Origin of the sequence: Labrenzia sp. C1B70, assembly GCF_000475395.1 — a bacterium.
GTDB classification, from domain to species: Bacteria; Pseudomonadota; Alphaproteobacteria; order Rhizobiales; family Stappiaceae; genus Roseibium; species Roseibium algicola.
Map to the genome: position 1 here is coordinate 12,330 of NZ_AXCE01000008.1, position 12,709 is coordinate 25,038.

Consider the following 12,709-nt stretch of genomic DNA (forward strand, 5'->3'; position numbering starts at 1 on the left):
CCTACCCTTGCTGGGTTGAGGTTTCGGAAGTTTCCTCTTCCCGATCCCGTCGCGCCTTTTGCTCGCGAATGACCGTACGTACGTGCAGGACGAGAATGAGAATGATCGCTGTGAAGAGGATTGCGGCGATCGGCCTGTCGATGAAATCGAGCGGGGAATTCACCCGCGCCATGGCGCTGCGAAGTTTCACCTCCATGATCCCGCCAAGCACCATGCCGAGGATGATCGGCACAATGGGCAGGTTGAGACGCTTCAGCACCAGGCCGAAGACGCCGAAGCCGGCGGCAATCGCGCAGTCGGTCACCGAGTTGCGCAGCGAGAACACGCCGACAAAGGACAGCGTCATGATCATCACGCCCAGGAAACGCGTCGGGATCTGAATGATCTTGAGCAGCAGCCCCGTGGAGGACAGGAGGAAGATCAGGACGATGATATTCAGGAGGATCAGCGCCAGATAGAGCGCGACCACAAAGTCGAGTTGCCCCTGGAACAGCTGAGGCCCCGGGATGACGTTATGAACATAGAACACCGACAGCATCATTGCCGTCAGCGCTTCTCCCGGAATGCCGAGAGCAAGCAAAGGGATCATCGCCGCACCGGGAACCGCATTGTTGGCAGCTTCCGAAGCGATCAGCCCTTCCGGTGATCCCTTGCCGAAAAGGTCCGGGTCCTTCGAGGATTTCTGCGCATAAGTGTAGGACAGGAACTGGGCAGTGAATTCGCCCACGCCGGGGATCATGCCCATGAGAACACCGAAGCCGGAAGAAACGGTCGCCACCCGTTTGAACGCGAACAGCTCCTTGAGCCCGGCAAAGAGGTTGCCCTCGACCTTGGCCGATCCGGGTTGATGTTCCTTGTCGACCAGCAGCAGCAACGCTTGCGAGATCGCAAAGAGACCGAGCACCACCACGATGAGATCGACACCGGAGGTGAGCCAGCTCTGGTCGAAGGTGAAGCGCTTCGTGTATTTGGCAGGCTCCAGGCCGATGGTGCTCAGGAAGATGCCGAAACAGGCCAGCATGCCGGCGGCAAAAACCTGTCCGCGGTGCGCAACCACAACCAGGATGATGCCCATCAACGCGGCCAGGAAGATCTCGCGACTGCCGAAATGCGGTGCGATCATCGCCAGAACCGGCGAGAGGACGATCAGGCACAGGATCGAGAACATGCCGCCGAAGAAAGAAGCCGAATAGGCGAGCGACAGCGCCCGATGCCCCTGCCCCTTCTTGGTCATGGGATAGCCGTCATAGGTGGTCAGCGCATTGACCGCCGTACCCGGTGTATTGATCAGCACCGCCGGAATGGCGCCGCCATACATGGATGAGCCATAGACGCCGAGCAGCAGCGTCAAGCCGACGATAGGCTCGAAGGAAAAGGTTGCCGGCAGCAGGATTGCGATGGCGACGGCAGCTCCGACACCAGGAATTGCGCCGATGATGACACCACCGATGGAGCCGATCACCAGGGCCGCAAGAACGTCCCATTGGGCAAGCATGGACAGGCTGGAGAGGATCAGTTCCATTCTCGCCTCACAGATAGGTCAGGGCAAAGGCGCGGATGCAGTCAGGCAGCGCCTCGTAGATGTGGCCTGCGGGAACCTTGACCTGCAAAAACGCGCGGAAGATCACCACCACAGAAATGCTGAAGGCAACCGCGGCACCCAGGTTGAGAGGCGTTGCCTCGCCAATCCGGACACACAGAAACAAGGTGAAGGCGAGTGTTGCCGGCAGATAGCCGAGTTGCGGTACCAGGAGCACGTAGATCAGGAAATAGGCCACGAACTCGAACGACTTCAGCCAGAAGCCGACCTCGCGCCATCGGCCCGGAATGCGCTTGGAGCAAAGCGAGCCAATGAAATGCAGGCTGGCGAACAGCACCATGCCGCCGATAGCGACTGTGGGCCAGAACCTTGGCTGTGCGAACCACTTGGTCCGCTTGGCCCAGACCGTCTCACCCGGGATCTGCGACAGAAGAAATAGGGAAAATGCCAGGAACAGGATTGCAAACACGATGTCGCCGGGCCGGCGATAGCGTTTGAACAGTTCCTGCAGCGTCTTGATGCGCGCCAAGCCGAACCCTCCTTGGAACCCGAAAGCAACCGGTCGGCGCGAGATGCGCCGGCCGAAATAGTCGCCTTATTGTTCGATCAGCTCGGAGATTTTCTGAAGCGCCGCCGCATCAGCCTCGATCTGCTGTTCGGACTGAACCGGGTCCTGCCAGTAAATCAGGACGCCGGTCTGGCCGATCAGCTCGAGCGCCTGCGGCGACTTGAGCGCAGCTTGCGCAGCTTCGGAAATCTTGATCCGCGCATCTTCGGGAACGTCCTTGTGAACGAACAGCCCGTTCCACAGCGCAACCGACAGATCCGGGTTGATTTCCTGCATGGTCTGCACGTTCGGCGTCAGGGACGTCCGTTCCTTGCCGATGCTGGCCAGGATCTTGACCTCGCCGAGGCACGGCTGGATCTGCTGCAGTGTCGTGTTGATGACGTCGACATCGCCGGAGGCCAGCGTGTTGCAGTTCAGCTCGTCAAAAGCCGCTTCGCTGGCAAAGTCGAAGCCGGAGGTCTTGGCGGCAGCGAAGGTGATCTGGGTGGGCGGCAGGAACGAACCAAAATGGCCGAGAGCGATCTCGTTTTCCTTGGCGTAGTCAGCCAGCTCCGCCCACGTGGCGTAGGGCGCGTCTGCACCTGCGGCAATCACGAACGGATAGGTCATGAAAATGCCGATCGGCTCGAACGGGTTCGGCGAAAGTTCGGGAATTCCGATCTGCGGACCACCAATCGGCACGTCGGTAACGAAAGAGCCGACCGTATAACCGTCGGCAGGCGCCGTTGCGACTTCCACTGCACCAGGGAACGGACCACCGCCGCCACCCGGCTTGTTCACGACCGCTGCCGGCACACCGTACATTTCCTGGAACTTGTCCGCGATCAGACGGGTCAGCACGTCTTCCAGGTCCCCCGGAGGCCACGGAACGATGAACGATACAGGCTTTTCCGGATATTCAGCCAGAGCGGCCGTTGCCGACATCAATGTCGCGGCCGTCAGGGCGATCACTTGCTTCTTCATTTCAACAGTCCCTTTTCTGGTCAGGTGACAGCCGGACTTTGCGCCGGTCTTGGTCATTTTTTATTTGCTTTGTTAATTATTGTGATCTTAAATAATAAGATGTCAACCTTCAATCGAAGCGCTGACGCTTTTGTTTACCTCGCAAAACGGTTCAAATAACAAACCATCGGTTTAAAAATATATTGTTTCAAATGAAACTACATGTCAACATCGTCCCGTCGAATGCCGGAGCCTCAATCCGGCGCCTGCGGGAAAGGAACTGCTGAAGCATGGGCACGATCACAAAAGCGCTGAGCCTGCTGAACCACTTTTCCGCCAGCCGTTCGGAAATCGGCCTGACCGAGTTCCGCAACCTTTCGGGCCAGGACAAGGCAACGGTTCACCGGCATCTGACCGAACTGACAGCCAACGGTTTTCTGGAGCAGAACCCGGGCACCAAAGGCTATCGCCTGGGGCCCGCCATCCTGCGTCTTGCAGCAGTCCGCGAACGACTGTTCCCGGCAAGAAGGCTTGTCGCTCCACTGGTGGAACAGTTGGCTGGAGAACTCGGGGAGCTGGTTCATGTCTCCTTGCGGGAAGGCAATCACCTGTCACCGCTCTATCATCATGACGCACTCGTTCACGGCACGCGGGTCTATTTCGACGAAGCTGAATTGCTGCCGCTGCACGCAACCGCCTCCGGTCTCGCCATGCTGGCCTTCGGTCCGATCGATCTGCTGCCGAAGCTTCTGAAGACGAAGCTCAAACCCTCCACCGGCTACACGATCATCGACACCGAGCTTTTGAAACAGACTGTCGAACAGGTTCGAAACGACGGCATTGCCTTTATCGACCAGGGTTTTGAAGAGCACGTCTCTTCCTTTGCCTCGCCGATCTTCGGCGACTTGCCAGAGGCAGTCGGCACCATTGCCGTTGCCGCCCCCACCGTTCGCATGACCGATGAGTTGAAAGCAAAAATCCGAATTTCCCTGCCGATCGCGGCGACGGAAGTCACTGAAAAACTCGGCGGCGTTGTCCCGGTCGATTTGAGAAGGATCTGGCGCGATGCCGCATGACACGAAGGCTCTGGTGCTCGATTTCGGCGGGGTTGTCACTCGCACGATGTTCGAGACCCACGACCTGACCGAACGGGCCCTCGGGCTCGCCCCCGGCACCCTGACCTGGCGCGGCCCGTTTGATCCGGCAACCGACGGTCTTTGGCAGGCAATGCAGCGAGACGAGATTTCCGAACGCGACTACTGGCACCGGCGCACGCAGGAAATTGCCGAATTGACCGGCAACGACTGGACGGAAATGGCCCAGTTCGTGAAGGCTGCGCGCGGCGCTGATCCCGATGCCGTCATGCGGCCGGAAGCCCTGGCCGCAATCGACATTGCCCGGCAGGCAGACTGCAAGCTTGCGATCCTGTCCAATGAGCTGGACCTTTTCTATGGTGCGGACTTCAGGAAAAAGCTCGCTTTTCTGGATGATTTCGACGTCATCGTCGATGCCACCTACACCAGGATCCTGAAGCCGGATCCGCGTGCATATCAGCTGTGCCTGGACGAACTCGGCCTGCCCGCATCCGCCTGCGTCTTTGTCGACGATCAGCTGCGCAACATTCGCGGCGCGGAGACGGCCGGTCTGCAGACGGTTCACTTCAACGTTCTTTCCCCCCGATCTTCCTATGACCAGGCACTTTCGTTGCTCGGCCTGCCAAGTTTACTCCAAGGAGACATGACATGAAGGATTCCAACTTCCTGAAGGAAAACAACGCCCGCCATGTCTGGCATCCGATGGCTCATCCGGCCGACAGCCAGACCAATCTGCCGACGATCCTGACAGGTGGCCGCGATGTTTTCATCACCGACGTTGACGGGCACGAAGTTCTTGATGCCGTCGGCGGGCTGTGGAACGTCAACCTCGGCTATTCCTGCGAACCGGTGAAACAGGCAATCTCCGAACAGCTGAACGCCCTGCCCTACTACTCCATCTTTCGCGGCACATCGAACGACAAGGTGATCGAGCTTTCCTACGAACTTGCCGATTTCTTCGCCCCGGACGGGCTGACGCGCGCCTTCTTCACCTCCGGCGGCTCGGATTCGGTCGAAGTCGCCCTCAAGCTCGCCCGCCAGTATCACCGCATTCGCGGCGAAGCCGGCCGCACCAAGTTTCTCAGCCTGAAGAAAGGCTATCACGGCACCCATTTCGGCGGCGCCAGCGTCAACGGCAACGGCAAGTTCCGCAACGCTTACGAGCCTCTGCTGCCGGGCTGCTTCCACATTCCGGCTCCCTACACCTACCGCAACCCGTTCAACGAGAGCGATCCGGCGAAACTTGCCCAGCTCTGCGCAGCCGCCCTCGAAGACGAGATCGCCTTCCAGGGAGCCGGCACCATTGCCGCCTTCATCATGGAGCCCGTCCTCGGCGCCGGTGGTGTCATGCCTCCCCATCCGAGCTTCATGCCGATGGTGCGCGAGATATGTGACCGCAACGGCATCCTGCTGATCTCCGACGAGGTCATCACCGCCTTCGGTCGCACCGGCAGCGAGAGCGGCGCACGCCACTGGGGCGTACAGCCGGACTTCATGTGCACGGCAAAAGCCATCACAAACGGCTATTTCCCGTTCGGCGCGGTGATGATCGCCGGGCACGTGGCCGAAGTCTTTGAAAAGGACACCAGTGGGATCGCGTCCATCGATACCGGCTACACCTATTCCGGCCACCCTGTCGGCGCGGCAGCCGCGCTGGCTGCCCTCGCAGAGATCCGACGTTTGAAGGTCCATGAAAACGCCGCCGCACGCGGCAAGGAACTTCTTGGTGGCCTGAAGGGTCTCCAGGAACGTTTCGAGGTGATCGGCGACGTGCGCGGCGAAGGACTGATGTGCGCCATCGAACTCGTCTCCGACCGCGCCAGCAAAAAACCTTTGGCAAAGGATGTCCCACTGAAGCTGCAGCAGGCCGCCTATGAGGACGGCGTCATGATCCGGGTCTCCGGAAACAATGCCATCTTCTCGCCGCCGCTGATCGTGACATCGGACAACGTGACGAAAATCCTGTCGGCGGTCGAGACCGGACTGAAAGCCGTTTCCGGCTAATCCCTCGGAAGCATCTCCGTAACGCTCAAGCCTCAACGGCCGGCACCACCACGTTTCCCTGAAGCCCTCTCAAGACCTCGAGGGCTTCGGATCCTCTACAGGCCACTTGCCATCAGAAACCAGCACGCGGCGCGCAAACAGCCAACGGGATTTGCGCGCCCTGGCTCGTTTGTTTGTCTCAACAGCAAGCTGCCCCCCCCAATTTGAGGTCGAATTTTCCTAGTGTTTTCAACCGCTGCGCGACATTTCTGGCCGCCGCGTATCAAGTTTCGAAAAATTCGATCACAAATTCAGGCAGGCAAAACGCTCAATTCTCGAGCCTGAACTCAAATTAGCCAAGTCCGCCTAATTTGTCGGCAATCTGAATAGTTAAATCAAACAAGACAAAATTTTATCTCAAACAGATTTCACCAGGAATTTCGCGACATCGCCTCGGGACATTTCGACGCAAACAGTAAAAATCGAAAAACACGACAAATGCTGCAACGCAGCAATACACGCAAGCACACCACCTTGACTTGCATTTTTCAAATTCAACGAAAACCATCTCCTGAACACAACCCGATGATCTTAATGTATTCATCGATATATCTCATTTAATACTGAAGCATATTCTATAATTATCTTAGAGTTATAAATTAACCAAGACTGTAGTTGCTTTAAAATTGATGCAATTGCACTAGAGCAACGGCATGAAGTTTCCGGTATAAAAGGTTTAATAATTTATTAACCCCCTAAGAAACCAATCGATCGATTTAGATAAAATTCAATTTCAGAGAATGAATCGAGCCAGAACTTAGATCGTCGCCACGAATAAAATCCATTTCTACCTGGGAGCAAAAAATGTATTTTGCAGGAAGGGACTTTAACGAAAGTGTTTTATACGGTGGCCAGACAAAAGAACGCCGCAACCGAAGCAATTTAGACTTTCCTTATGCACTGGCCAAACGCTTTGAATTTCTTCTCTTCAGCATCTTTGTTCTGGATGCAAGAAGGAAGAAGATCGAGATTTGCTATACAATTGATGACAATCGTCAAGCCTGGGAAGCCGAACATCTTCTTGGGAACGAAATAGACACGTTCTCCCAAGTAAAAGCCAACTCCTGCACCCCCGTTACACACGACACCGAGATCCTGCATTGCACCGCAACAACACCCGATGGTTTGTCGCGCGATACAACCCTTGAAACCAACCGTGCGGCTGTTCTCATGGTCGAATTGGGAATGGGTTTGCAGCTCTATCTTGCCGCCCACGTTCCAGTCGGCTTTTCAGACAGTCTTTTCCAAGGTGTTGTTGCTTACGCGGATGACATCTTCGGGGGCTTCGAGGCCTATGCCGAGGATCTCGTTTACGGGCGAAACCGCACCGAACTGACAAGCGCGCAATACTGGATCAAACACATCAAGTCGCCAGCGCTTGTGTTCTTCGGCAATGGCTCAGTCCTTGTCAAAAACCCGGCGATGGAAAAGGTCCTGCAGAAAGGCGGCGAGCTTCGCCTCATCGACGGCAGGATCCAGGCACCGTTGAGCCTGGCACCGTTCTTTGCCCGCAACTCTCGCGACTTGCCGGTCGACGCCCCGGCAAACACCGGATCAACTCGGCAGGAACAGGCACGCGTCATGAGCATTGCCGGTGGGCCCCGCTACTTCGTGGAGGCCATCCCGTCCCAGGTGTCCGACGAGGAAACCCGGGATCCCGTCAGATCCTATTTCCGCAAGAAGGTCCTGATCACCGCGGACACCACCTCCAACGAGGTAAGCGCCGAGACGATCAAAGCCGCGACCGGGGTCACCCATCAGCAGGCGCGCATCATCAAAAAAATAATAGACGGCAAAACCGTAAGACAAGCCGCCGAGGAAATCGGGATCAGCTACAACACCGCAAGAAATCACCTTGCGATGGCACAGCAAAGAACCGCAACAAGCTCACAAATAGAGCTCGTTAACTCGGTGACGAAAGCAATTCAAATAGCACCAGACCAATAACGTACAAAGTACAGGAACTTAGGCTATGCTGAACTTACTTTTATACGTATTCGCGACGATAGCGACCATCGCTACATTTTTCATCGTCACGCTGCCGCTTTCGGTTGAAGTTCAACTCTTTCTCGGCCTCTTCGTTCTGGTTGCCATGCAATTCACGAAGGTCTTGCCGGGCACTCTGGGACGCGTCACGTTTCTGACCCTCGGAGGGGTGCTCGTCGGCCGTTACGTCTACTGGCGCGTGACACAGACGGTTCCGCCGATCGAGAACTTTTACGACTTCGTTCCCGGCGTCCTGCTGCTTGTTGCTGAGCTCTTCTGCATCTTGATGTTCTTCCTGTCGGCGCTCATCGTCTCCGACCGTTATGAGCGTCCCCGCAAAGTGCAGAACTCAGACGCCGATGCTCCGACCGTCGACGTGTTCATTCCCAGCTACAACGAGGATCCGGGCCTCGTCGCCTGCACCATCGCCGCCGCCAAGAACATGGACTATCCGAAGGACAAGTTCCGTGTGTTCCTCCTGGACGATGGCGCAACGCTTCAGAAGCTGAATTCCACGGACCAGAAGGCCGCCCTTGCCGCCTATGAGCGCAGCCAGGAATTCAAGCGGATCTGCGAAGATCTCGGTGCGACATATCTTGCTCGTGAGCGCAACGAACATGCCAAGGCCGGAAACCTCAACTACGGCCTGTCGCGGTCGGAAGGTGATCTCGTGGTGGTCTTCGACGCCGATCACGCACCGTCACGGGAGTTCCTGCGCGAAACCGTCGCCTACTTCAAGGACCCCGAACTGTTCCTGGTTCAGACACCGCACTTCTTCCTCAATCCGGATCCGATCGAGCGCAATCTGCGCACCTACAACATCATGCCCTCGGAGAACGACATGTTCTACGGCATGATCCAGAAGGGCCTCGACAAATGGGACGCCACCTTCTTCTGCGGCTCCGGCGCCGTCCTGCGGCGTGCAGCCCTCAATGAAGTCGGCGGTTTCTCGGGCGTCTCGATCACGGAAGACTGCGAAACCGCTCTCGAGCTGCATTCGCGCGGCTGGAAGAGCGCCTATGTCGATCGTCCGATGATCGCCGGCCTGCAGCCTGACACCCTCGCCTCTTTCATCGGCCAGCGGTCCCGCTGGTGCCGGGGTATGCTGCAGATCCTGATGCTCAAGAACCCGATGTTCAAGCCGGGCCTGAGCTTCATGCAGCGCGTCGCCTACATGTCCAGTGCCATGTTCTGGCTGTTCCCGTTCCCGCGGCTGGTGTTCCTGCTGGCACCGCTGATGTTCATCCTCTTCAACATGAAGATCTACATCGCCTCGCCGCAGGAATTCCTGGCCTACACGATGACCTACATCCTTGCGGTGGTAACGATCCAGTCCGGCCTCTATGGCAAGCTCAGGTGGCCCTGGATCTCCGAACTCTACGAGTACATCCAGTCAATCTACCTGTTCCCGGCGATCTTCTCCGTGCTGATGAACCCGCGTGCGCCGAAGTTCAACGTCACGACCAAGGGTGAAACACTCGAAGAAGAACAGCTGTCGGTCATCGCATGGCCCTACATCATCGTCTTCGCGGTCATGCTCCTCACGACCGGCGTGCTGGCCTGGCGGCTGCAGAACGACACCGGCCAGACTGCCCTGCTTGGTGTTGTCGGCATCTGGCATGTCTTCAACCTGGTCATTGCCGGTGCAGCCCTCGGCGCCATCCTGGAACGGAAGGAAGTCAGAACCGCACCGCGTATCCGGGTCCATCGCAAGGCGACGCTCCGCCTTCGTGACGAGACCATCCCCGTCAATCTGGTGGAATCCAACACCAACGGCCTGCTCCTTCAGCTTGAAAGAGCACCAGCTTGGGGGAACGTGCTCGGCGACAACGGCCACCTGACATTCCATCCCCGTCAATCTCTGGACCGGTCCGCCGATGCGACGCCGGAACCTGACGCTGCGCTTGCCGAAACAGGCATCAACATTCGTGTCGCCTCCCAGCGGGCCGGCTCGAAGGGAATTCTGATCGGCGCCGCCTATCTCGATACCGTCGCAACGCGAGCGATCGTTTCCAGCGACGTGATGTTTGCCGACCTGACAATACCGAGAGCCCTGCACAACAGGAAGCTGACGGGATCCTCGGTCGTCGCGGGCATGATGCGCCTGACCAGATGGGCACTTTACTACGGCATTCGCGTCCCGGTCCTCGGCCTCATGACAGCCCTGCGGTCCGGCCTGAAACGCAAGCCGGCACCTGTCGAGCAGGACCTGCCCGAATCCGTCCTCGCACCTGCAGAATGAGGATTGAAGCAATGAAAACTCTGTATCACCTCAAAGCCGCAACCTGCCTCAAGGCAGCGCTTGTCGCCTCAACCTTGATTGCTCTGCCTGTTTCGGCAGTTGCCCAGCAGCTCGACGTATCGGTGCTCGACACCAAGACCGAAGACCGCAGCACCATCCGCCGCCTGACCGCAACCGCCGACCAGCTCCGGATGGAAGGCGAACAGGCAGAAATCCGGCTGGCCGTCTACGCTCCGCGGGACGAGGTCCTTCTCTATCGCAAGCTGCAGGTGGACTACCTGACCGCGGTTTCGACTGCACCGGAACATTCCAGCATGAGCATCATGGTCAACGGTCAGCCCGTTGGCGACATTGAACTCAACGCAGGCGCTCAAAGCTCGATGCGCAGCTTCGATCTCCCTCCCGGACTGATGGTCGAGGGGTTCAACGAAATCCGGTTCATCGCGAAACACAAGCACCGCGTGGACTGCACGATCCCCGCCACCTATGAACTGTGGACGGTGCTGAATCCGGCAAACACGGGTATCGTGTTCGATCCTGGCCCGGACAACTCACCGAAGGTGTCGGCCAGCCTTGAACTGCTGCGCGCGGTCCCGAACGACAAGAGCGGCGCCACCAACATGCGCCTGCTGCAACTGGGTACGGCCAGCGCCGGAAATCTGGACCGGGCCCTGGCAGTTGCACAGACTGTCGCGGCTTTCGGGAAATATCATAACCCGGACATCCAGATCAGGAACGAGCCTGGCAACGATGCCGGCCTGGATATCATTGTCGGCACTCGGGCCGAGCTTTCGCACGCAGGCTTTGCCGTTGGCGACACCGGCTCGGAAATCCCCGGCCTTGCTATCGTCCACCGACCGGATACAGGCAGGGTTTCCCTGTTTCTCGCGGCAGAGAACCGCCCGGCTCTGGACAAGTCCATCGAGGCCTTCAAACAGGCCCTGCAGGCCAAGCCGATGCTGGGAAGCCGCCGGGGTATTGCCGCCTTCGAAAACAAGTTCGGTTACGAGATCGAACCCGGCGAAACGGTTTCCCTGGCAAAGATCGGCGTCAGCAGCAAACGCTTTGACGGCCGGCTTCTCCGGCAGGACTTCTCGATCCGCCTGCCGGACGACTACTTCGTCGGAGACTATGGCAAGGCCAAACTCAGCCTGAACATCGATGCGCTGGCAAACCTGTCCAATGCCAACCGGCTGCAGGTCTTCGCCAATGGTGCCGCACTTGCGTCTGCGGAACTGACGCGTGACGGCATTTCTTCCCGCAATCCACTCGATATCCCTCTTGGCGGCTTCTCACCCGGCTTCAACGACCTGCGCATCGAAGTGTCTTCCCTGACAGAAGATGATGCCAGCTGCGACGTCGCGACCGGCCTCAACGGCGACCGGCTGTCGCTTGATGCGGACACATCGACGATCGAGTTCGATGCACTTGCCAGAATGCGCGTGACACCGAGCCTGTCTCCTTCCGACCTTCTGCCGAAAAATCCAGCAGAAAACCGGCCGACTACTATTCAGGTGCTTGCCGACGACCCGAAAAGCCTGGAAGCCGCTGCTCAGCTTGCCGTGGCAACGGCAGCAATCACACAGCAGGTCCGGCCGATCGCCATCACGACGGCCTCCGCCTCGGTCGGCAATCAGCCGGGGCTGATTGTTGCCCCGGTCAATCGCCTGTCGGGCATGGCCAAGGAAGCCTATCTGGACACGCTCGACCCGGAAAGAACGCAGGGCTCGCGCAGTCAGGTGGGCCGCTTTTTCGGGCTGAAGTCTGTTGACGAAAACGACACCAGCCTGATGGCAAGCATCCAGCGATACGCCGGATCCGCCTGGCGCAGCGTCGGCTTCAAGCTCAATTCCGAAGTTCCGTCCGACCGCAGCTTCGCGCTGCAGGGCAACAGCATCCTGATCGCACAGCGCACCAAGACGCTGACATCCAAGGAAAGCTGGGTTGCCTTCATGGGAGCCCCGGTCAAGCAGGACACCTGGACCGTCGTGACCGGCCTGACGAGTGACGACATCAAGGCCAGCACGGAAACGATGCTGCGCGAAGGCAGGCTTGCCTGGCTCACCGGCGACACGTCGCTCTATAACGCGACTACCAACCGGTTTGCGTCCGAACGCCTGTCCGATCCGAACTACTTTGCCTCGCTGGCAAACCCGTCCGAGTTCAGGAACAGCCGGCTCGTCGTGGCAGGATTGGTCTCGCACAACATGCTCGACTTCGTCGTGTTCATGCTGGCGTTCTGCCTGATCCTCGGCTTCAGCTACTACGTCTCCCTCAAACGGTCCGGACGCTGA

9 protein-coding genes are annotated in these 12,709 nt (G+C 58.1%); 6 read left to right on the forward strand and 3 right to left on the reverse strand.

The window, feature by feature from the left end:
- Window position 1 precedes the first annotated feature (1 nt).
- The 3 genes from Q666_RS43810 to Q666_RS43820 all read right to left on the reverse strand — a co-directional run bounded on the left by Q666_RS43810 (window position 2) and on the right by Q666_RS43820 (window position 3,071).
- A complete protein-coding gene (locus Q666_RS43810) occupies window positions 2-1,522 on the reverse strand; it encodes a tripartite tricarboxylate transporter permease (RefSeq protein WP_023003287.1) in 1,521 nt (506 codons plus the stop codon).
- Window positions 1,523-1,529: 7 nt separating this feature from the next.
- Complete coding sequence (locus tag Q666_RS43815) at window positions 1,530-2,069, reverse strand: tripartite tricarboxylate transporter TctB family protein (protein WP_023003285.1); 540 nt, start codon at window positions 2,067-2,069, stop codon at window positions 1,530-1,532.
- A gap of 66 nt (window positions 2,070-2,135) precedes the next feature.
- On the reverse strand, window positions 2,136-3,071 hold the full coding sequence (locus tag Q666_RS43820) for a tripartite tricarboxylate transporter substrate binding protein (protein ID WP_031270417.1): 936 nt from the start codon (window positions 3,069-3,071) through the stop codon (window positions 2,136-2,138).
- 269 nt (window positions 3,072-3,340) lie between these two features.
- On the opposite strand from Q666_RS43820, the gene Q666_RS43825 reads away from it, so the two are divergent.
- The 6 genes from Q666_RS43825 to Q666_RS43850 all read left to right on the forward strand — a co-directional run bounded on the left by Q666_RS43825 (window position 3,341) and on the right by Q666_RS43850 (window position 12,709).
- Window positions 3,341-4,126, forward strand: coding sequence for an IclR family transcriptional regulator (locus Q666_RS43825; RefSeq protein WP_023003281.1), 786 nt, complete (start codon window positions 3,341-3,343; stop codon window positions 4,124-4,126).
- Window positions 4,116-4,796, forward strand: a complete 681-nt coding sequence (locus tag Q666_RS43830; protein WP_023003279.1) for an HAD-IA family hydrolase — start codon at window positions 4,116-4,118, stop codon at window positions 4,794-4,796. The genes Q666_RS43825 and Q666_RS43830 overlap by 11 nt, the downstream gene beginning before the upstream one ends.
- Window positions 4,793-6,148, forward strand: a complete 1,356-nt coding sequence (locus tag Q666_RS43835) for an aminotransferase class III-fold pyridoxal phosphate-dependent enzyme (RefSeq protein WP_023003277.1) — start codon at window positions 4,793-4,795, stop codon at window positions 6,146-6,148. Before Q666_RS43830 ends, Q666_RS43835 begins: the two co-directional genes overlap by 4 nt.
- An 843-nt stretch (window positions 6,149-6,991) precedes the next feature.
- A complete protein-coding gene (locus tag Q666_RS43840) occupies window positions 6,992-8,134 on the forward strand; it encodes a LuxR C-terminal-related transcriptional regulator (protein WP_023003275.1) in 1,143 nt (380 codons plus the stop codon).
- 25 nt (window positions 8,135-8,159) lie between these two features.
- Window positions 8,160-10,415: a UDP-forming cellulose synthase catalytic subunit gene (gene bcsA / locus Q666_RS43845; RefSeq protein WP_023003274.1), complete on the forward strand. Its 2,256-nt coding sequence runs from the start codon at window positions 8,160-8,162 to the stop codon at window positions 10,413-10,415.
- A gap of 11 nt (window positions 10,416-10,426) precedes the next feature.
- Window positions 10,427-12,709, forward strand: coding sequence for a cellulose biosynthesis cyclic di-GMP-binding regulatory protein BcsB (locus tag Q666_RS43850; protein WP_161633283.1), 2,283 nt, complete (start codon window positions 10,427-10,429; stop codon window positions 12,707-12,709).